Raw genomic sequence first — 21,111 nt, forward strand, 5'->3', positions numbered from 1 at the left:
ACGACACGATGAACTTCTGGTCCGATATCGTCTGGCCCGTCGTGGTGACCGCCGCCGAAAGCGTCCTGCTTCTGGTGGTGCTCCTCGTGATCGTCGCCTATGTGCTGCTTGCTGACCGCAAGATCTGGGCCGCCGTGCAGATCCGCCGCGGCCCCAACGTGGTGGGCCCGTGGGGTCTGTTCCAGTCCTTCGCCGACTTGCTCAAGTTCGTGCTGAAGGAGCCGGTCATTCCGTCGGGTGCCTCCAAGGGCCTGTTCCTGCTGGCGCCGCTCATCACCTGTACGCTGGCGCTGCTGGCCTGGGTGGTGGTGCCGGTGAATGACGGATGGGTGGTGGCCGATATCAACGTCGGCATCCTGTTCGTGCTCGCCATCTCCTCGCTGTCGGTCTACGGCATCATCATCGGTGGGTGGGCTTCGAACTCGAAGTATCCCTTCCTGTCGGCGCTGCGTTCGGCGGCGCAGATGGTGTCCTACGAAGTCTCGATCGGCCTTGTGATCATCACGGTGCTGCTGTGCGCCGGTTCGCTCAATCTGTCGGAGATCGTCCGCAGTCAGCAGACCGGTCTTGCGGACATGCTGCACTTGCCGTGGCTGACCATCCTGAACTGGTACTGGCTGCCGCTGTTCCCGATGTTCGTGGTGTTCTTCATCTCGGCACTGGCCGAAACCAACCGCCCCCCGTTCGACCTGGTCGAAGCGGAGTCGGAACTGGTGGCCGGCTTCATGGTGGAATATGGCTCAACGCCGTACATGATGTTCATGCTCGGCGAATATGTGGCCATCTGCACCATGTGCGCCATGATGACCATCCTGTTCATGGGTGGCTGGCTGCCGCCGATCAACGTGGCGCCGTTCACCTGGGTGCCGGGCATTGTCTGGTTCCTGGCGAAGTCGCTGCTGATGTTCTTCTTCATCGCGATGGCCAAGGCGATGGTGCCGCGCTACCGCTATGACCAGCTGATGCGTCTCGGCTGGAAGGTATTCCTGCCGCTGTCGCTCGCTTTCGTGGTGATCGTGGCCGGTGTGCTGCAGGTGACCGGCTGGGCCGCCTGACAGCGCTGAAGCGGGGGAGGGCCACATGGAACTGCCTCTGGCGGGTGTCATCGGTGCCTTGTTCGGCGTCGGAATTGGGGTTCTGGATTTCGGGGTGATCGCCTCGCTGATCCGGAAGGGGATCGAGAAGACACCGGGGCGGCTGACGCCCCGGCAGTCGGATCTGCTGATGCGGGGCCTGTTCGTGGTGAACGCGCTGGTGTTCGGCGGTCTCGGCTGGTGGCTGGGTGTTTCGGTGGCCGGAACGGGTTTGCCGGGACACGGTTGAAATGAAGATTGCGCGAGGCGCCTCAGTGGCGACTCGTGGACGGGCAAGCAAAAGGACGCGTGCTGCGATGAAACTGGATCAGGTGGCCAAGTCGCTTCTGTTGAAGGAGTTCGTGTCGGGGTTCTTCCTCGCCATGCGCTATTTCTTCAAGCCGAAGCCTACGATCAACTATCCCTTCGAGAAGGGCCCCGTTTCGCCGCGCTTCCGTGGCGAGCATGCCTTGCGCCGCTATCCCAATGGCGAAGAGCGCTGCATCGCCTGCAAGCTCTGCGAAGCCATCTGCCCGGCGCAGGCCATCACCATCGAGGCCGGTCCGCGCGGCAATGACGGCACGCGCCGCACCACCCGTTATGACATCGACATGGTGAAGTGCATCTACTGCGGCTTCTGTCAGGAAGCCTGCCCGGTGGAAGCGATCGTCGAAGGCCCGAACTTCGAGTTCGCCACCGAGACGCGCGAAGAACTCTATTTCAGCAAGGAACGCCTCCTTGCCAACGGCGATCGCTGGGAGCGCGAGATCGCGCGCAACATCGCCATGGATGCGCCCTACCGCTGATGCGAAGGACGCCGGACGTTACGGGGATTTGGGTGAGACGACCCAAGGGGATTGAAGAGAGATGATACAGGCCTTGTTCTTCTATCTGTTTGCGGCGATTGCCATCGCATCCGCAGTGATGGTGATTTCCTCGCGCAATCCCGTTCACTCCGTCCTGTTCCTGATCCTCACCTTCGTGAGCGCATCGGGCCTGTTCATGCTGGTGGGGGCCGAGTTCCTGGCGCTGCTGCTGATCGTGGTCTATGTGGGCGCGGTGGCTGTGCTGTTCCTGTTCGTCGTGATGATGCTCGACGTGAACTTCGCCGCGCTGCGTCAGGGCTTCATGCAGTATCTGCCGATCGGCGTGCTGGTGGGGATCATCTTCCTCGCCGAACTGCTGGCCGTCGCCGGCGCCTGGGTGATGGCACCGACCGCCATCAGCAGCGTTTCCGCTCCGTCGCCGGATCTGGCGACCACGTCCAACACCATGGCGCTCGGCCAGCTGATCTACACCCGCTACGTCTTCTTCTTTGAAGCGGCTGGCATGGTGCTGCTGGTGGCCATGATCGGCGCCATCGTGTTGACGCTGCGTCACCGCACCTATGTGAAGCGCCAGAATATCTCCGTTCAGGTGGCGCGTACGCGCTCCACCGCCATCGAAGTCAAGCATGTGGAATCGGGGAAGGGTCTGTGATGATCCGCCGTCTGTTCCCTCACGTCGTAATGGAAGGCTGACCCCATGGTCATCGGACTTGCGCACTACCTGTCGGTTGCTGCGATCCTGTTCACGCTCGGGATCCTCGGCATCTTCCTGAACCGGAAGAATGTCATCATCATCCTGATGAGCGTGGAACTGATCCTGCTCGCGGTGAACCTCAACCTCGTCGCCTTCTCCCACTTCCTCGGTGACCTCGTCGGACAGGTGTTTGCCCTGTTCATCCTGACGGTCGCCGCCGCCGAGGCCGCCATCGGCCTTGCGATCCTGGTCGTGTTCTTCCGCAACCGCGGCACCATCGCGGTCGAAGACGTCAACATGATGAAGGGCTGATCCCGAAGATGTATTCCCTCATCGTCTTCCTGCCGCTGATCGGCTTCCTGATTGCCGGCGCCATCTCGCTGTTCGGCGCGGCGGCCACCGTACCGGCCCCGGTCGGCGGGCATGATGCCCACGGCCACGGCGATCACGCTCCTGCCGACCATGGTCACGACAGCCATGACGACCATGGCGACGACCATCACCACCACGCGGTGGAGCCGGCGGCGCCCGGTTCGCGCCTTGCCGAGCTGGTGACGACCGGCCTGTTGTTCGTCTCGGCCATCCTGTCCTGGGTTGCCTTCCTGCAGGTGGGCTTCGGTGAGGGCCACGAAGCGGCTCAGAGCATCAAGGTGCTGGATTTCATCACCTCGGGTACGCTGTCGGTCGACTGGTCCTTCCGCGTCGACACGCTGACCGTGATGATGCTGGTGGTGGTCAACACCGTGTCCTCGCTGGTGCACCTCTATTCGATCGGCTACATGAACGAGGACCCGTCGCGTCCGCGCTTCTTCGCCTATCTCAGCCTCTTCACCTTCGCCATGCTGATGCTGGTGACGTCGAACAATCTGGTGCAGATGTTCTTCGGCTGGGAAGGCGTGGGTCTTGCGTCCTATCTGCTGATCGGTTTCTGGTACAAGAAGCCGTCGGCCTCGGCCGCCGCCATCAAGGCCTTCGTGGTCAACCGCGTCGGTGACTTCGGCTTTGCGCTGGGCATCTTCGGCATCTTCGTGATGTTCGGCACGATCAGTTTCGACCAGATCTTCGCCAACACCGCTGCCGCCGAAGGCAAGACGCTGCACTTCCTGTGGGGCCAGTGGGACGCGATCACCGTGATCTGCCTGCTGCTGTTCATGGGCGCCTGCGGCAAGTCGGCCCAGTTCCTGCTGCACACCTGGCTGCCGGACGCCATGGAAGGCCCGACGCCGGTGTCGGCCCTCATCCATGCGGCCACCATGGTGACCGCCGGTGTGTTCATGGTTGCCCGCATGTCGCCGCTGTTCGACCTCAGCCACACGGCGCTGACGGTGGTGACGCTGGTCGGCGCCATGACGGCCTTCTTCGCGGCGACCGTCGGTCTCGTGCAGAACGACATCAAGCGCGTGATCGCCTATTCGACCTGCTCGCAGCTCGGCTACATGTTCGTGGCGCTCGGCGTGGGTGCCTATGGTGCCGGCGTGTTCCACCTGTTCACGCATGCCTTCTTCAAGGCGCTGCTGTTCCTGGGTGCCGGCTCGGTGATCCATGCCAGCCACCATGAGCAGGACATGCGCAACATGGGCGGTCTGCGTTCCAAGATCCCGCTGACCTTCTGGGCGATGACGCTCGGCACGCTGGCGATCACCGGTGTCGGCATCCCCGGCACGGAGATCGGCTTTGCCGGCTTCCTTTCCAAAGACGCGATCATCGAGAGCGCTTACGCTGGCGAGAATGCCTTCTCCGGTCTCGCCTTCGCGCTGCTGGTGTTCGCTGCGTCGCTGACCTCCTTCTACTCCTGGCGTCTGGTGTTCCTGACCTTCTTCGGTCAGAGCCGCGCCGAGAAGTCGGTCTACGACCATGCGCATGAGAGCCCGGCCGTGATGCTGATCCCGCTGGCGGTGCTGTCGCTCGGCGCGGTGCTGGCCGGCATGGTGTTCTACGGCCACTTCGTGGGCGAGGAGCAGGCGGAGTTCTGGAAGACGGCCCTGTTCTATGGTGCCGACAACCACATCCTGCATGAAGCGCATCTGGTGCCCTTCCTGGTCAAGGCCTCGCCCTTCGTGGCCATGGTGGTGGGCTTCCTGGTCGCCTACTGGTTCTACATCGTCGATCCGAGCCGCCCGAAGGCGCTCGCCACCCAGTATCAGGGGCTCTACAAGTTCCTGCTCAACAAGTGGTATTTCGACGAGTTCTATGACCTGATCTTCGTGCGGCCGGCGCTCGCCATCGGTCGCCTGTTCTGGAAGCAGGGTGACGGCACCATCATCGACGGCTTCGGCCCGAACGGGGTTGCCGCGCGCGTGCAGGACGTGACGGCTCGCGTCGTGCGCCTGCAGACCGGCTATCTCTACCACTATGCCTTTGCCATGGTGATCGGCGTCGCCGCCCTCATCACCTATGCCATGTTCGCCGGGGGACACTGAGTATGAGCGGACTGCCGCTTCTTTCGCTGACCACGTTCCTGCCGCTGGCAGGCGTCCTGTTCATCCTGATGATCCGGGCGCAGGACGAGGCCGCGATCCTGAACATCCGGCGCGTGGCGCTCATCACCACGGTCGTCACCTTCCTGGTGTCCATCGGCGTCTGGACCGGCTTCGATCCGAAGAACCCCGGCTTCCAGCTGCAGGAAAGCCATGACTGGATGGGCGCGTTCTTCGCCTATCGCATGGGCGTGGATGGCATCTCGGTGCTGTTCGTGCTGCTCACCACCTTCCTGATGCCCTTCTGCATCCTGGCGAGCTGGGAATCGGTGCAGAGCCGCGTCAAGGAATACATGATCGCCTTCCTGGTGCTGGAAACGCTGATGATCGGCGTGTTCTCGGCCACGGACCTGGTGCTGTTCTACGTGTTCTTCGAAGCCGGTCTGATCCCGATGTTCCTGATCATCGGTGTGTGGGGCGGCAAGCGGCGCGTCTACGCGTCCTACAAGTTCTTCCTCTACACGCTGACCGGTTCGGTGCTGATGATGATCGCCATCATGGCGATGTACTGGTCGGCCGGTACGACCGACATCACGGTGCTGGTCAACAAGCCGTTCCCGGTGTCCATGCAGACCTGGCTGTGGGTGGCCTTCTTCGCGTCCTTCGCGGTGAAGATGCCCATGTGGCCGGTGCACACCTGGCTGCCGGATGCGCACGTGGAAGCGCCGACCGCCGGTTCGGTGCTGCTGGCCGCGATCCTCCTGAAGATGGGCGGCTACGGCTTCCTGCGCTTCTCGCTGCCGATGTTCCCGTCTGCGTCCGCCGATCTGGCACCCTTCATCTTCACCCTGTCGGTGGTGGCGATCATCTACACCTCGCTGGTGGCGCTGGTGCAGGAAGACATCAAGAAGCTGATCGCCTATTCGTCTGTCGCCCACATGGGCTACGTGACCATGGGCATCTTCACGATGAACGTGCAGGGCATCCAGGGCGCCATCTTCCAGATGTTCAGCCATGGTCTGGTCTCCGGCGCGCTGTTCCTTTGCGTCGGCGTGGTCTACGACCGTATGCACACCCGCGACATCGACGCCTATGGCGGCCTCGTCAATCGCATGCCGGTTTATGCGACGATCTTCCTGATCCTGACCATGGCCAATGTGGGCCTGCCCGGCACCTCCGGCTTCGTCGGTGAATTCCTGACGCTGGCTGGCGCCTTCCAGGCCAACACTTGGGTTGCCGCGTTTGCGACCACGGGCGTGATCCTGTCGGCTGCCTATGCGCTGTGGCTGTTCCGCCGCGTCGTGTGGGGTGCGCTGACCAAGGCCAGCCTGAAGTCGATCGTCGACCTGTCGACTCGCGAGATGGTGATCCTGGTGCCGCTCGTGGTGCTGGTGATCGTCTTCGGCGTCTATCCGCAGCCGGTGCTCAACGCCTGCGCCGCGTCGGTCGATGCGCTCATCCACAATTATCAGGCGGCGATCTCCGCCGCCGGCCAGACGGCGTCTTCCGCCGCTCCGGCGCTGCTCATCCGCTGAGGCCTTGTCGACATGAACGCACTTCCTGATTTCGCACTCGCCTGTCCGGAACTGACGCTCGGCATTGGCGCTGTGGTCCTGCTGATGCTCGGCGCCTTTGGCGGCGAGAAGTCCACCAGCAAGGTGAGCTGGGGCGCGGTGATTGTGCTCCTGATCGCCATGCTGGCGGTGGTGGTCGGTCGAGAGGGTTCGACCTTCGACGGCGCCTTCGTGGTGGACGGCTTTGCCCGCTTCCTGAAGGTTCTGGTGCTGGCCGGTTCGGCGCTGGCGGTGGTGATGGCCAGCAATTTCGCCAAGGCGGAAAAGTTCGCCCGCTTCGAGCTGCCGGTTCTGATCGTGCTGGCCACGCTCGGCATGCTGATGATGGTGTCGGCGTCCGACCTGATCTCGGTCTATCTGGGCATCGAGCTGCAGTCGCTGGCGCTCTATGTTGTCGCCGCCATCCATCGTGATGATGCGCGTTCGACGGAAGCCGGCCTCAAGTATTTCGTGCTGGGCGCGCTGTCTTCGGGCATGCTGCTCTATGGCGCGTCGCTGATCTATGGCTTCACGGGGCACACCGATTTCGTCGGCATTGCTTCGGCGCTGGCCGGCGAAGGCCGCGCCTCGCTTGGTCTTGTGTTCGGCATCGTGTTCCTGAGCGCCGGCATTGCCTTCAAGGTTTCGGCCGTGCCGTTCCACATGTGGACGCCGGACGTCTATGAAGGTGCGCCGACGCCGATCACTGCCTTCTTCGCCGCTGCGCCGAAGATTGCGGCCATGGCCGTGTTCATCCGCGTTGTGATCGAGCCGCTGCATGCGGTGCAGCAGGACTGGCAGCAGATCGTGGCCTTCATCGCGCTGGCCTCGATGATTCTCGGTGCCTTTGCGGCCATTGGTCAGAAGAACATCAAGCGCCTGATGGCCTACTCGTCGATCGGTCACATGGGCTATGCCTTGGCTGGTCTGGCGGCGGGCAATGAGGCGGGTGTGCAGGGTGTGCTGATCTATCTGGCCACCTATCTTGCCATGACGGTGGGTGCCTTTGCCTGCATCATCTCCATGCGCCGCGCCGGTGGCATGGTGGAGGACATCAACGAGCTGGCCGGTCTGTCGCGGACCAACCTGCCGATGGCCTTCCTGCTGGGCATGATCATGTTCTCGCTCGCTGGTATTCCGCCCTTCGCTGGCTTCTTCGCGAAGTATTTCGTGTTCCAGGCGGCGGTGCAGGCCGGTCTTTACTGGCTGGCGGTGATCGGTGTGCTGGCTTCGGTTGTTGGCGCCTACTACTATCTGCGCATCGTCAAGGTGATGTTCTTTGACGAACCGGCGGAAGGCTTCGTGCCGATGGCCCTCGAGCTCAAGGCGATCCTTGGCGTCTCCGGCCTGTTCGTCATCTTCTTTGCCTTCATCTCCGGCCCGATCGGTGCTGCTGCGGCGGCCGCTGCCAAGACGCTGTTCTGATGATGCGGTGAAGATCATGCCGCAAGGCATTGAAAATATGCATTGATCCTGTTTCCGGGGCGTGCCGCATGGCCGCCCCGGTCGCATTTTGGAGACGGGGATGACTGAGCTTCCCGAGGGCTACCGGGTGGTGATTTTCGACGAGGTCGGCTCCACCAACACGCTGGCGCTGGAGATGGCGCGCGAGGGCGAAGCCTCCGGCCTGTGGGTCATGGGGCGTCGTCAGCTGGCCGGCAAGGGGCGCCAGGGGCGGGCGTGGATGTCCGAGAAAGGCAACCTTTACGTCTCCCTGCTCCTCAGAAACCCGGCGCCAATGTCGCGGTTAGGTAACCTGCCGCTTGTGGTGGCGCTGGCGGTGCATGACGCCATTGCCGACGTGCTGCCGCCCTTCGCCCGCGCGCCGCTGGAGATCAAGTGGCCCAACGATATCCTCTATGACGGGGCAAAGATCTGCGGCATCCTGATTGAAGGGGCGCACCAGGCCGAGGGGCAGGTGGTGGTGATCGGCATCGGCATCAACTGCCGCCATCATCCGGAGGGCACGCCATACCCCGCCGCCGACCTCGCCGGCCTCGGCTACCCGGTGGAACCGGACGACCTGCTGCCGGTGCTTGCGGCACGGATGAAGCAGCGGCTTGACGCCTGGCGCGACGGCTCCTTCGCCCCCTTGCGCGAGGCCTGGCTCGCCCGGGCGCGCGGCGTGGGCGAAACCATCACCGTACGCATGCCCAACGGGACGCGCGAAGGCGTGTTCGACGGATTGGATGCGGACGGAAGGCTGTTGCTGCGGGCCGGGGGGCAGGTTGAGGCGATCTCGGCGGGGGATGTGTTCTTTGGCGGGATGGGGGGAAAGGCGGGTAGGTGACTGCGCGCTTCGGTTGGTTGCCGTTCCCGAGGGGGCGACATCCTTCCAGCAAATCCCTGCGGTGAACGACTGGCTTTCGCTTAGCCTCATCTGCGGCTCCCACAACGGGCACTGCAGCCATTTGTACCAAGCTTTCCCAATCGATCCTTTCGGCTAGGCTGGCGTGGCGGGCAGGTCTCTGCGGCACAATCATCATTGACATTCATGTTACGTCTTTGTACCGATCGGTAAATCATGTAGCGATCGGTATCAAGATGAAGTCCTTCTTTACGCGTCACCAGGCCCATCAGCCGCTTCGACATTCGCTGCTCGCCGGGTTGGGCGGACTGATTGCCGTGGGGATCATCGGGGCTTCGTCGGTTTATGCCCATGCGCTCCTGATCATGGCGCCCTTTGGGGCAAGCTGCGTCTTGCTGTTTTCGCTGCCCAGCAGCCCGCTGTCACAGCCGATCAACGTGGTGGGTGGGCATGTGCTGGCGGCGTTGATCGGTCTTCTCCTGCGGCTGGCGCTGCCGGACGCCTGGTGGGCGGCGGCGCTGGCGGTTGGGCTGGCTATCGCGCTGATGACGGCCTTGCGCATCACCCATCCGCCGGCGGGGGCGACGCCGCTGGTGGTGTTTGCAGCCAATCCGGGGTTCGGCTTCCTGGTTTTGCCAGTCCTGTCGGGCGCCTGCGTGCTGGTGGGTGTGGCGACGGTGTTCCACCGGCTGAGCGGTACGGTCTATCCGATGAGGAAAGGCTGATGGCGCGCGTTGTTGCCGAGCGGGAGGATGTGCTGCCGGCGCTGGCCGAGGTGTTCCGGCGCCATGGCTTCGAAGGCGCCAGCATCGCCCGCATCTCCCAGGCGACCAAGCTGGGCAAGGGAAGCCTTTATCACTTCTTCCCCGGCGGCAAGGACGAGATGGCCGAGGCCGTGCTCGCGCATGTGCGCGACTGGTTCGAGGTGAACATCTTCCGGCCACTGGAGGACGAGGCGCCGCAGGAAGGGATCGCGCGGATGTTCTCCGGGGTGGAGAGCTATTTTCGTTCGGGCCAGCGCATCTGCCTGGTCGGGGCCTTTGCGCTCGATGAGACACGGGACCGGTTCGCCGAGGCCATCAGGGCGTATTTCGGGCGCTGGGTCGAGGTACTGGGGGCTGCCTTGCGCCGCTCAGGCGTTGCGGTGGCGGACGCCGATCGGCTCGCTGGAGAGACGGTGGCCGGCATTCAGGGCGCGATCGTCCTGGCACGGGCGCTCCAGGACGAAGAGCGGTTCCGCGCCGTGCTGGAGACACTGCGGGGCAGGGTGTCGGGGAGTTGAGGCGGACATTCGAGGGGGCGGCTTGGGTGGCCAGCTCCCGTTGGGCCAGAATGCGCACCGGTACATGTTGACGCGCGCAAGATCGCGTTTGCATCGCCATAGTCCAGACAGCCGCAAGGGCGTGCTGGGGCGGCATGGAGATGTGCGATGCTACGAAATGCTTCTGGTGTCTTCTTCAGCGGCTGGGCCCTGATGGCCTGGCTCTCCCTTTGCGTGGTGGCCATATGTGTCGCCGGTCTGGCGATCTCCTCCGAGCCGGTCGAAGGCGCGCGCATGGTGATCCGCTTGACGGCGCGGACCTCGCTTGTGCTGTTCCTGCTGGCGTTTACAGCCTCGAGCCTCGCGGCGTTGTTCCGCGCGCCCTTGACTGAATGGCTGCTCACCAACCGCCGGTATCTCGGTTTGGCCTTTGCCTTCTCGCACGGGGTTCACGCGGCGGGGATCATTGTCTTGTCGAAGATTGACCCGCAGCTCTTCGATCAACTGACTTCGCCGGTCACCTTCATCGCCGGCGGCTTTGGCTATGCCGTGATCCTGGCCCTGGCGATAACGTCCTTCGACCAAGCGGTGGCCTTGATCGGAGCCCGCCGCTGGCGCGCCTTGCACACGGGTGGCGTCTGGTTGATCGCGGTGTTCTTCGCCATCAACTTTGGCCGGCGCGCCGTGATGATGCCGGCGATGTACTGGCCCTATATGGTGCTGATCTTCGTGGCGATGGCATTGAGGTTTGCGACGGACCGACGGCGCGCCAAGGTCCCGGCGGTGACAGGCCGCAGGTGACGCGGGATCGGGTGGGGCCCTCAGGCCTCATTCGGCAGCTTTGCCGACAACCAGGCTTGCACGCGCCGCGCCTTTTGCTCCTACCCTTAATCCGGCGCGGAGCCGGGGCTTTTCTCCGTAACCACAGAGGGCACAATCCAGGCCAGCGAGGCGCATATCCCCCTTTCTTCCTTGACCTTGGCGCCAATCCCCGTCACGAAGAAACCAACAGTGAAAATGAGATGAAGGCGGCCGGGTGGCCGGGGTGACAAGGCGTGGCAGTCAAGAAGATCAAGGGTGCGAGCGAGCTGGTTTTCCTGCCGCTTGGTGGTGTTGGCGAGATCGGCATGAACCTCGCGCTCTATGGGCTCGGGCCCGAGCATGAGCGCAAGTGGCTGATGGTGGATTGCGGCGTTTCCTTCGCCGGCCCCGAGTTGCCGGGCGTCGATCTGATCCTGCCGGACATCCGCTTCATCGAGGCGCACAAGGAAGATCTCGTTGGCATCCTGATCACCCATGCCCATGAGGACCACTACGGCGCGCTGTATGATCTTTGGCCGGCGCTGGAAGTGCCCGTGTACATGACGCCCTTTGCTGCGGCGCTGCACACGGCCAAGCGCGAGATGGAGCCGCATGCGCCGCGCATTCCCACGTCGGTGGTGACGCAGGGCCAGCGCTTCTCGATCGGGCCGTTCGACCTCGAACTGATCGCGATGAGCCATTCGCTGCCCGAGCCGACGGCGGTGCTGATCCGCACGCCCATGGGCAATGTGTTGCACACCGGCGACTGGAAGATCGATCACGATCCGCGCGTGGGCGAACCGATCAATCTGGTCCGTCTGGCCGAGATCGGCGCCGAGGGCGTGCATGCGATGGTCTGCGACTCCACCAACGCGCCGCGTCCGGGCCGTTCGCCCTCCGAGGGCGAGGTGGCCCATGGCATGGCCGAGGTGATCGCGCGCGCCAAGAAGCGCGTGGCGGTGACGATCTTCGCCTCCAACGTCGGGCGCATCCGCTCGGTGGCGGAAGCGGCGGCGGCCAATGACCGCGAGGTGATCGTGGTGGGCCGGGCGATCAAGCGCGTGCTGGACGTGGCGGGCGAGCTGGGCATGCTCAAGGGCCTGCCGGCGTTCCGCGACGAGGAAGCCTATGGCTATCTGCCGCCGGACAAGGTGGTGGCGCTGGTGACCGGCAGCCAGGGCGAGGCGCGGGCGGCGCTGGCCAAGATCGCGGCCGACGAGCATCGCAATGTGACGCTGTCGCGCGGCGATATGGTGATTTTCTCCTCGCGCACCATTCCCGGCAACGAGAAGGCCGTGGGCGCTATCAAGAACAAGCTGGTGGAGCAGGGCGTCGAGATCGTGGGCGACGGTGACGCACTGGTGCACACCTCCGGCCATCCGCGCCGCGACGAAATGATGGAGCTCTATCACCTCGTTAAGCCCAAAGTCGCGGTTCCCGTGCACGGCGAGGCATTGCATCTTGCCGCCCATGCGGCGCTGGCGCGTGAGGCGGGCGTCGAGCATGTGGTTCGCACCAAGAATGGCGAAATGGTCCGCCTGCTGCCGGGCGACCGGCCCGACGTGGTGGATCATGTGCCCTTCGGCATCCTGGTGAAGGACGGCTATCTCGTCCGCGATCCGGAGGCCTCGGGCGTCAACGAGCGGCGCAAGATGAGTTTTGCCGGCGTCGTCGTCGCCACTCTGGTGATGAACGGCAAGGGCGAGGTGATGGCCGAATACGGGCTCACCAGCTTCGGCCTGCCGGAGACGGACGACAAGGGCGAGGACATGGAAGACGTGCTCGCCAAGGCGATCGACGGGTGCATCGATTCGATCCCCAAGGGGCGCCGCAAGGACGAGGACATGGTGGCCGAGGCGGTGCGCCGCTCGATCCGGGCGGCCGCCAACGAGCGCTGGGGCAAGAAGCCGCTGTGCGAAGTGACGGTGTTGCGGGTGGACTGAGCCGGGGGCATCCCGGTCTGTTTAGGAGACTGGGGATATGATCGGACGGCTCAATCATGTGGCGATCGCGGTGCCGGATCTGGCGGCTGCGGCCGCCACCTATCGCGATGTGCTGGGCGCCACTGTGAGGCCGCCACAGGCCGAGCCGGACCACGGCGTGACCGTGGTGTTCATCGAGCTGCCCAATACCAAGATCGAACTGCTCGAGCCGCTGGGCGAGAACTCGCCGATCGCGGCCTTCCTCGCCAAGAACCCGTCGGGCGGCATCCATCACGTCTGCTACGAGGTGGAGGACATCCTTGCCGCGCGCGACAAGCTGAAGGCGGGTGGTGCGCGGGTGCTTGGTACGGGGGAGCCGAAGATCGGCGCCCACGGCAAGCCGGTGCTATTCCTGCATCCCAAGGATTTCATGGGAACGCTGGTGGAGCTGGAGCAAGTTTGAGGGGGGGGCGCTTGATCAGGGGCTGGCAGCGTGTTCTTCGCGCGCGGCCTGCCAGACTTCGCGTGCGGCGTCGAGGTTGAGGAGCGCGATGCCGAGGCCCACGATCAGATCAGGCCAGATCGACGGCCAGAGATAGGCGGTCACCAGGCCGGCGGCGATGATCGCGACATTGGCGACGGCATCGTTGCGGGCCGAATAGAAGGCCGCCTTTGTCAGGCTGCCGCTGGCATGCCGATGCGTGGCCAGCAACAGGGCGCAGCCGAGATTGACAGTGAGGGCGCCGAGGCCAGTGAGCGTCAGGGGCAGTGCGTCGGGCGGCACCGGGGCGGCAAGTTTCCGCCAAGCCGTCCACAGGAAGGCCATCGCAGGGGCCAGCAGGATGACCGAGAGCGCCATGCCAAGGCGTGCGCGACTGCGCGCCGACCAGGCGAGTCCCAGGAAAATCAACAGATTGACGGCGAAATCCTCAAGGAAATCAGCACTGTCGGCGAGGAGGGAGACCGAGCCGATGGAAAGCGCCACGACAAACTCGACCCCGAAATAGGCAAGGTTGGCGGCGGCAACGATGAGGACGGCGGGGCGCAGGGCGGGGGAGGCGGGCGAAGGCATGGTGGAACCTGACGCTGTGTTTGTTCTTCTGTCTATCCGATCCGGAGCGGCAGGTGGAGCAGGAAGAGCTTCTTCCGGACATTGACGGCACGACAGGACCCGGTCCAACATTGGGCTTGCATTTTGTTTTTCATATTAGTACATACTAATAAAATGATTTACCTGGAGGTGCTCCCATGTCGCTTGATCGTGCTGTCTTCGCTTTTGCCGGGGTGATGGTGCTCTTGTCCGTAGTCCTGACTATGTATGTTTCGACCTATTTCGTCTGGTTCACGGTGTTCATCGGGCTTAACCTGTTGCAGTCGGCTTTCACCGGATTTTGCCCGGCGGCGATGATCTTCAGGAAGCTCGGGATCAAGTCCGGCTGCGCCTTCTGACATGGCCCCCTGGTCACCATCTATCTGACGGGAAAAGCTCATGAAATTGCGTTCGCTCCTTCTGGTGGCAGCGATGCTGGCTGCCGCCAATTCGGGGTCGGCTCGGGCTGAGGTCCTGATGCTGGCGCCGACCGACATCACTGAGTGGAAGACCGTCTATGGACAGGTCGAGACAAGGGACACCATTGCCGCCCGTGCAAGGATCGGCGGGTCGCTGGTCGAGCTTGCGGTGAGCGAGGGCGACACGGTGAAGGCCGGCCAGGTGATCGGCAAGGTGCGCGACGAGAAGATCGACTTCCAGATCCAGGCTTTGGATGCGCAGTTGTCGGCGCTGGAGGCGCAGCTCGGCAATGCCGATTCGGAGCTGCAGCGCGGCCAGACGCTGGTGGACAAGGGCGTTTCCACCGCGCAGCGGCTCGACCAGTTGCGCACGCAGGTGGACGTGTTCCGCAATCAGATCGTGGCGACCAAGGCCCAGCGCGCCGTGGTGGTGCAGCAGGGCAACGAGGGCGACGTGCTGGCTCCCGCTGACGGGCGCGTGCTGAAGGTGCCGGTGACGCGCGGGGCGGTGATCATGGCCGGCGAGAGCGTGGCCACGATCGGTTCCGGCGGCTATTTCCTGCGCCTGTCGATCCCCGAGCGGCATGCGGCGTCGCTCAAGGAAGGGGCGGCGATCGAGATGTCCGGGCCGAATGGCGCGGTGGCCGGCAAGCTCGCCAAGATCTATCCGGATATCGAGAGCGGCCGGGTGCAGGCCGACGTGGAAGTGGACAAGCTGGACACGGCCTTCATCGGCGCGCGCCTGCTGGTGAAGGTGCCGGTGGGGCAGTCGCGGGTGCTGCTGGTGCCCAAGGCGGCGGTCGTGACGCGGCATGGGCTCGACTTCGTGACGGTGAAGGACGGCGAGACGGATGTGGAACGGGCCGTGGTGGTGGGCGAACCCATCGCCAAGGACGGCAAGGACTATCTCGAAGTGCTGACCGGCCTCGCAGCCGGCGATGACGTGGTGGTGCCATGAACGCGCTGAAACACGGCCTGGGCATCGCGGGCAATCTGACGCGCATGTTCATCCAGTCGCCGCTGACGCCGCTGTTCCTGCTGGCTGCGCTGGCCATGGGCATCGTGGCGCTGATCACGCTGCCGCGTGAGGAAGAGCCGCAGATTTCTGTGCCGATGGTGGATATCCACGTGCAGGCGCCGGGGCTGAAGGCGGAAGACGCCGAGAAGCTGATCACCGAGCCGCTTGAGACCATCGTCAAGGGCATCGATGGCGTGGAGCACGTCTATTCGCAGACGCGCGACGACGCCGTGATGGTGACAGCGCGCTTCCTGGTGGGCACTTCGTCCGATGCGGCGGTGCTGCGCGTGCATGACAAGCTGCAGGCCAACTCGGACCGGATTCCCGTGGGCATTCCGGAGCCGCTGATCGTCGGTCGCGGCATTGACGACGTGGCGATCGTGTCGCTGACGCTGACGCCCAAGCCGGGCGCGGGCGATGCGGTGACGGCCAATGACCTGACGCGTGTGGCACGCGAGCTCAGGGCCGAGGTGTCGAAGATCGACAATGTGGGGCTCACCTATGTGGTGGGCGAGACCTCGGAGATCATTCGCATTGCACCCGATCCGGAGAAGCTGGCGCTCTATGGCATCACGCTGCAGCAGTTGTCGGGCAAGGTGACGGGGGCGAACACGTCGTTCCCGACGGGCATGGTGCGCGACGGCGGGCAGCAGATATCCGTGGTGGCCGGCGAGACGCTGCGCAGCCCGGCGGAGATCGGCAACCTGTTGCTGACGAGCCGCGATGGCCGACCTGTGTATGTGCGGGATGTGGCCGACGTTTCCTTCGATACCGATACGTCCGACGCTCTGGTCGCCTCGGTGACGCGGGACGACAAGGGGACGCATCGGGTGCCGGCGGTGACGCTGGCGATCGCCAAGCGCGCCGGTGCGAATGCGGTGCTGGTGGCCGAGCAGATCCTGACCAAGGTGGAGAGCCTCGAAGGCAATCTGGTGCCGGACACGATGAGCGTCACGGTGACGCGCGATTATGGCGAGACGGCCAACGAGAAGGCCAACGAGCTGCTGTTCCATCTGGGCCTCGCCACGCTGTCGATCATCGCGCTGGTGTGGGTGGCGATCGGCCGGCGGGAGGCCATGGTGGTGGCGATCGTGATCCCGATCACCATCCTGCTGACGCTGTTTGCCTCGCGCCTGATGGGCTACACCCTCAACCGCGTGTCGTTGTTCGCGCTGATCTTTTCCATCGGCATCCTGGTCGATGACGCGATCGTGGTGATCGAGAACATCGCCCGTCACTGGGGCATGGGCGACGGGCGCGACCGCAGGCAGGCCGCGATCGAGGCTGTGGCCGAGGTGGGCAATCCCACCATCGTGGCGACGCTGACAGTGGTGGCGGCGCTGCTGCCGATGCTGTTCGTGTCGGGCATGATGGGCCCCTACATGAGCCCGATCCCGGCCAATGCCTCGGCGGCCATGATATTCTCCTTCTTCGTGGCGGTGATGGTGACGCCCTGGCTGATGCTGAAGATCGCCGGCAAGGCGCCTCTGCACGCGGGCGGGCACGAGCATGGACAGGCTGGTGGCGTGCTGGGGCGGATCTATTCCGCGGTGGCGCGGCCGATCCTGGCGACCAAGGCGGGGGCCTGGGTGTTCCTGCTGACGATCGGCGTGCTGACGCTGGGGTCGCTCGGGCTGTTCTACACCAAGGACGTGACGGTGAAGCTTCTGCCCTTCGACAACAAGTCGGAGCTGCAGGTGGTGATTGATCTGCCGGAGGGCGCGTCGGTGGAGGCGACCGATGCGGCGGCACAAGCCGTGGCCGACATCGTGCTGAAGCTGCCGGAAGTGACCTCGGTTCAGACTTATGCCGGGGCGGCGTCACCATTCAACTTCAATGGTCTGGTGCGGCATTCCTATCTGCGCGCCGAGCCGCAGCTGGGCGACGTGTCGATCAATCTCAAGGCCAAGGGGGAGCGGACACGCACCAGCCATCAGATTGCGCTCGATATCCGCCAGCGCATTGCGACGATCGGTGTGCCCGCGGGCACATCGATGAAGGTGGTGGAGCCGCCGCCGGGACCGCCGGTGATGGCGACACTGCTGGCGGAGGTCTATGGGCCGGATGCAAACACGCGCCGCGAGACGGCAGCCAAGGTTGAGGCCGCCTTCCGCGCGGTGCCCTTCGTGGTGGACGTGGACAATTCCTATGGCCAGCCGGTGCGGCGGATGCGGGCGACGGTGTCGACCGACGACCTCGAGTTCTTCCATGTGGAAGAGGGCGACGTGTTCGACACGCTGTCGATGCTGAACGGCGGCACCACGATCGGTTACTCCAACCGGGGCGAGGGGCGCTCGCCGATCCCCATTCGCATCGAGCGCAAGAAGGGCGACAAGGTGCTGGACGAGCGCTTCCTGTCGACGCCCATGCCGACCAATGTGCTGCCGGGGGACCGGGGCGTGGTGGAGCTGGGCGACGTGGTGAAGCTGTCGGCGGAGGCGTCATCCTATCCGATCTTCCGCCACAACGGACGCTTTGCCGAAATGGTGACGGGCGAACTGGCAGGCGCTTTCGAGGCGCCGCTCTATGGCATGCTTGCCGTGCAGGACGCGCTGGACAAGCAGGATTGGACCGGTCTCGACAAGCCGGTGATCGCGCTGCATGGCCAGCCCGAGGACGAGACGCATTCGACCGTGCTGTGGGACGGCGAATGGGAGGTGACCTGGGTGACCTTCCGCGACATGGGTGCCGCCTTCGGCGTGGCCATGTTGGGCATCTACATTCTGGTGGTGGCGCAGTTCGGCTCGTTCAAGGTGCCGCTGGTGATCCTGACGCCGATCCCTCTGACCTTCATCGGTATCCTTGGTGGGCACTGGCTGTTCGGCGCGCCCTTCTCGGCAACGTCGATGATCGGTTTCATCGCGCTGGCCGGCATCATCGTGCGCAACTCGATCCTGCTGGTGGACTTCATCGGCCATGCCAAGACGCCCGACCGGTCGCTGACCGAGGTGCTGGTGATCGCAGGCGCGATCCGCTTCAAGCCGATCCTGCTGACGGCGCTGGCGGCGATGATCGGCGCGGCGGTGATCCTGACCGATCCGATCTTCCAGGGGCTGGCCATTTCGCTGCTGTTCGGCCTGGCGTCGTCGACGCTGCTGACCGTGCTGGTGATCCCCGCGATCTACAGGGTGTTGCGGACTTGAGGTTGCATATCCTCTGAATAGACAGCATGTACTCGCCGGGATTTGAATAAAATCCCGGCGATTTTATTTTACGGGACTTTGATGAACTCGGTCGAAATACGGATCTGTGCGAAAGTCCGTTTACTTAAAGCTCTAATAGTTGCCGTAAGCGGCGTTTAATTCGCAAGGAATAGCATTTTTGAATTGATTGGAGGTCTTGCCCGGCCGGTGGCGGACTTGCGATTTCGGGGTGCTACCATGTCCATGATGTCGTTCCTGCGCGATCGGCGCGGCAATGTCGCGATGATGTTCTCTCTCTCGGTGGTGCCGATCTTTGTCGGCGTGGGGGCGGCTGTCGACTATTCGCATCTCGCGGACGTCAAGGAACGGATGCAGAACTCGCTGGATGCAACCGTACTCTCCATGTCCCACGATGCGGCAACGCTCACAAGCGCCCAATTGCAGACAGCCGCCGCGGCCAAGTTTGCCGCCAACTTTTCCGACGGTTCGGTGAGCGATCTGGCTGTTACCGCAAGCTATGCGGTTTCACATGGCGCGACGATCACGGCGACCGCGCGAGCCACCGTGCACCTCAATGTCATGGGCATCATGGGGGTTGATAGCGGGGAGGTGGCCGTGCGGTCGCAGACCTCCTGGGCGTCGCAGCGGCTGAGAGTGTCGCTGGTGCTGGACAATACCGGATCGATGGGCAGCAATGGCAAGATGACGGCGCTGAAGACGGCGACGCATAATCTCCTGGCCTCGCTCGAGGCGGCGGTCAGCGATCCGGGCGATGTCTATGTCTCGATCATTCCCTTCGCCAAGGACGTGAACTATGGAGCGGAGCATTATCAGGAAAGCTGGTTGAACTGGTCGGTGTGGGACAGCAAGAACGGTACGAAGCCTTGCCAATGGAAGAACGGCAGCTGGGTCTGCACCTGGGTGCCGGCGGCCCATTCCACCTGGAACGGCTGCGTTATGGACCGCGACCAGAGTTATGACGTCGGCAACGAGGCGCCGACGTCGTCGTCCAAGTATTTCTATCCGGAGCAATATGGCAACTGCCCGGCCAAGATCACGCCGATGACCTATGACTGGACGGCGCTGAACAATGCAGTGGACGCCATGACGCCGACCGGCAGCACCAACCAGACCATCGGGCTCAGCTGGGGCTGGCTGTCACTGACCGAGGCCGATCCGCTGAACACGCCGCCCAAGGATGCCGATCACGACTACAAGGATGTGGTGATCCTGATGACGGACGGCGTCAACACGCAGAACCGCTGGAACGGCAACGGCTCCTACCAGGACACCAATGTGGACGCGCGCACCGCGCTCGCCTGCCAGGCGCTCAAGGAAGCCAGGGTCGAGATCTATACGGTGCTGGTGATGGACGGCAACACCAGCCTGCTGCAAGGCTGCGCCACCGACAACGACCACTACTTCTTCCTGTCCGATCCCAACCAGCTGGTGACGACATTCGATGCGATCGGCACGAAGCTGTCGATGCTCCGGATCTCGCACTGAGGACGTCAGAAGCCCAAGGGTATCAGGTGATGCGTCACCAGATAGATCGCGGCCGTCACGGTGATCATTGAGGCGGTGGTGCCGAACAGGATCGACGTGGCGGCGCGGGCAACATAGGTGTCGTATTGCAGGGCGGCCACGTAGGTGGTGGCGGCGGTGGGCAGGCTCGCCATGAGAACGGCGGTGTAGATCCAGACCGGCTCGAAGCCGCCGACCAGGGTGACCATGGTCCAGGCGATCAGCGGGTGCACCAGCAGCTTGATGAAGATGAGGACGGGCATTTCCCGCACGCCGTGACCGGCCGGCTGCAAGGCAACGGTGACGCCGAGGGCAAAGAGGGCCGTGGGAGCTGCCGAGCCGCGCAGGAAGGTCAGCGTCGACTGGATCGGTGTGGGGATGTCGAGCGACAGCAAGGCTGCGACACCGCCGAGCAGAGTGGCGAAGATGAATGGGTGCAGGAAGACACGGCGGAGCACCAGGAGCAGCGTCGCACCAAAGGAGCGCCGCTCCTCGCCGAAGATGGCCATCATGACCGGCAGCAGCGTGAAGATCAGCGTGACGTCGAAGCAGAAGATCAGGGCTGTGGGGGCGGCAGCCTGCGCCCCGAGCGTGCCGAGGGTGAGGCCCGGCCCCATGTAGCCAACGTTGGCATAGGAGCCGATGACGCCCTGAATCGTGGCTTCCCGCATGGTGCCGCGGCTCAGCATACGACCGACGAACAACGAGATGACGAAGGTGATGAAGGTGGCCGTGGTGGTTGCGGCGACATAGGAGACGCGCGTCAACTCCTGAACGGGGGTCTTGTGTACCAGATCAAAGAAGAGGGCGGGCAAGGCGACGTAGACAAGGAAGAAGTCCAGCCAGGCGAGGCCGGCTTGCGGCAGACGGGCGATTTTGCCCGAGGCAAAGCCGATCAGGATCACCCCGAAGAAGGGCGCGGCGAGGGACAGGACGTGAAGCATGGTGCCTTTGACCGGTAGGAATGGCGAAGGCTCGGGCTGGAGCTTTCGGGAGCGAAGGTGATATAGCACCCCTCAAGTGTGAAACGAGCCGGACAAATCGTTACAGAGTTCGGCATA

At 63.8% G+C, this 21,111-nt stretch carries 20 protein-coding genes; 18 read left to right on the forward strand and 2 right to left on the reverse strand.

The annotated features are described in order from the left end of the window. Window positions 1-8 precede the first annotated feature (8 nt). The 14 genes from nuoH (at window position 9) to mce (ending at window position 13,319) form a co-directional block, all read left to right on the forward strand. Complete coding sequence (gene nuoH, locus L2I41_RS00860) at window positions 9-1,055, forward strand: NADH-quinone oxidoreductase subunit NuoH (protein ID WP_237151607.1); 1,047 nt, start codon at window positions 9-11, stop codon at window positions 1,053-1,055. Between the two features lie 25 nt (window positions 1,056-1,080). Then, a complete protein-coding gene (locus L2I41_RS00865) occupies window positions 1,081-1,323 on the forward strand; it encodes a hypothetical protein (RefSeq protein WP_237151608.1) in 243 nt (80 codons plus the stop codon). Window positions 1,324-1,390: 67 nt separating this feature from the next. Continuing rightward, a complete protein-coding gene (nuoI, locus tag L2I41_RS00870) occupies window positions 1,391-1,879 on the forward strand; it encodes an NADH-quinone oxidoreductase subunit NuoI (protein ID WP_237151609.1) in 489 nt (162 codons plus the stop codon). A 61-nt stretch (window positions 1,880-1,940) separates the two neighbouring features. Continuing rightward, the gene (locus L2I41_RS00875; protein ID WP_237151610.1) at window positions 1,941-2,552 is read left to right on the forward strand and encodes an NADH-quinone oxidoreductase subunit J; all 612 of its coding nucleotides are present in this window, start codon (window positions 1,941-1,943) and stop codon (window positions 2,550-2,552) included. A gap of 45 nt (window positions 2,553-2,597) precedes the next feature. Continuing rightward, on the forward strand, window positions 2,598-2,906 hold the full coding sequence (gene nuoK, locus L2I41_RS00880; RefSeq protein WP_237151611.1) for an NADH-quinone oxidoreductase subunit NuoK: 309 nt from the start codon (window positions 2,598-2,600) through the stop codon (window positions 2,904-2,906). An 8-nt stretch (window positions 2,907-2,914) separates the two neighbouring features. Further along, window positions 2,915-5,014: an NADH-quinone oxidoreductase subunit L gene (gene nuoL, locus L2I41_RS00885; RefSeq protein WP_237151612.1), complete on the forward strand. Its 2,100-nt coding sequence runs from the start codon at window positions 2,915-2,917 to the stop codon at window positions 5,012-5,014. Window positions 5,015-5,016: 2 nt separating this feature from the next. Beyond that, a complete protein-coding gene (locus tag L2I41_RS00890) occupies window positions 5,017-6,546 on the forward strand; it encodes an NADH-quinone oxidoreductase subunit M (protein ID WP_237151613.1) in 1,530 nt (509 codons plus the stop codon). A gap of 12 nt (window positions 6,547-6,558) precedes the next feature. Beyond that, complete coding sequence (gene nuoN / locus L2I41_RS00895; protein WP_237151614.1) at window positions 6,559-7,989, forward strand: NADH-quinone oxidoreductase subunit NuoN; 1,431 nt, start codon at window positions 6,559-6,561, stop codon at window positions 7,987-7,989. Window positions 7,990-8,089: 100 nt separating this feature from the next. Next, window positions 8,090-8,854, forward strand: a complete 765-nt coding sequence (locus L2I41_RS00900; protein ID WP_237151615.1) for a biotin--[acetyl-CoA-carboxylase] ligase — start codon at window positions 8,090-8,092, stop codon at window positions 8,852-8,854. Window positions 8,855-9,108: 254 nt separating this feature from the next. Further along, a complete protein-coding gene (locus tag L2I41_RS00905) occupies window positions 9,109-9,597 on the forward strand; it encodes an HPP family protein (RefSeq protein WP_237151616.1) in 489 nt (162 codons plus the stop codon). Next, complete coding sequence (locus tag L2I41_RS00910; protein ID WP_237151617.1) at window positions 9,597-10,154, forward strand: TetR/AcrR family transcriptional regulator; 558 nt, start codon at window positions 9,597-9,599, stop codon at window positions 10,152-10,154. The genes L2I41_RS00905 and L2I41_RS00910 overlap by 1 nt, the downstream gene beginning before the upstream one ends. A 147-nt stretch (window positions 10,155-10,301) precedes the next feature. Next, complete coding sequence (locus tag L2I41_RS00915; RefSeq protein ID WP_237151618.1) at window positions 10,302-10,934, forward strand: cytochrome b family protein; 633 nt, start codon at window positions 10,302-10,304, stop codon at window positions 10,932-10,934. Between the two features lie 254 nt (window positions 10,935-11,188). Then, on the forward strand, window positions 11,189-12,877 hold the full coding sequence (locus L2I41_RS00920; protein WP_313791112.1) for a ribonuclease J: 1,689 nt from the start codon (window positions 11,189-11,191) through the stop codon (window positions 12,875-12,877). A gap of 37 nt (window positions 12,878-12,914) precedes the next feature. Continuing rightward, window positions 12,915-13,319 (forward strand): methylmalonyl-CoA epimerase, encoded by a 405-nt coding sequence (gene mce, locus L2I41_RS00925; RefSeq protein WP_237151619.1) that lies wholly within the window; start codon window positions 12,915-12,917, stop codon window positions 13,317-13,319. 15 nt (window positions 13,320-13,334) lie between these two features. On the opposite strand, the gene L2I41_RS00930 is transcribed toward mce, so the two are convergent. Beyond that, a complete protein-coding gene (locus L2I41_RS00930; protein ID WP_237151620.1) occupies window positions 13,335-13,928 on the reverse strand; it encodes a cation efflux transmembrane domain-containing protein in 594 nt (197 codons plus the stop codon). Between the two features lie 176 nt (window positions 13,929-14,104). On the opposite strand from L2I41_RS00930, the gene L2I41_RS00935 reads away from it, so the two are divergent. The 4 genes from L2I41_RS00935 (at window position 14,105) to L2I41_RS00950 (ending at window position 20,032) form a co-directional block, all read left to right on the forward strand. Beyond that, window positions 14,105-14,305 (forward strand): YgaP family membrane protein, encoded by a 201-nt coding sequence (locus tag L2I41_RS00935; protein ID WP_237151621.1) that lies wholly within the window; start codon window positions 14,105-14,107, stop codon window positions 14,303-14,305. Window positions 14,306-14,345: 40 nt separating this feature from the next. Continuing rightward, entirely contained in the window at window positions 14,346-15,323 is a 978-nt protein-coding gene (locus tag L2I41_RS00940) for an efflux RND transporter periplasmic adaptor subunit (RefSeq protein ID WP_237151622.1), read from the forward strand. Beyond that, complete coding sequence (locus tag L2I41_RS00945) at window positions 15,320-18,526, forward strand: efflux RND transporter permease subunit (RefSeq protein WP_237151623.1); 3,207 nt, start codon at window positions 15,320-15,322, stop codon at window positions 18,524-18,526. The genes L2I41_RS00940 and L2I41_RS00945 overlap by 4 nt, the downstream gene beginning before the upstream one ends. A 237-nt stretch (window positions 18,527-18,763) precedes the next feature. After that, window positions 18,764-20,032, forward strand: a complete 1,269-nt coding sequence (locus L2I41_RS00950) for a pilus assembly protein (protein WP_237151624.1) — start codon at window positions 18,764-18,766, stop codon at window positions 20,030-20,032. 5 nt (window positions 20,033-20,037) lie between these two features. Here L2I41_RS00950 and L2I41_RS00955 read toward each other — a convergent pair whose 3' ends face one another. Further along, entirely contained in the window at window positions 20,038-20,994 is a 957-nt protein-coding gene (locus L2I41_RS00955) for an AEC family transporter (RefSeq protein ID WP_237151625.1), read from the reverse strand. Window positions 20,995-21,111: the final 117 nt, after the last annotated feature.

It is taken from the genome of Oryzibacter oryziterrae, assembly GCF_021864535.1.
In the GTDB taxonomy this organism is placed as follows: Bacteria; Pseudomonadota; Alphaproteobacteria; order Rhizobiales; family Pleomorphomonadaceae; genus Pleomorphomonas; species Pleomorphomonas oryziterrae.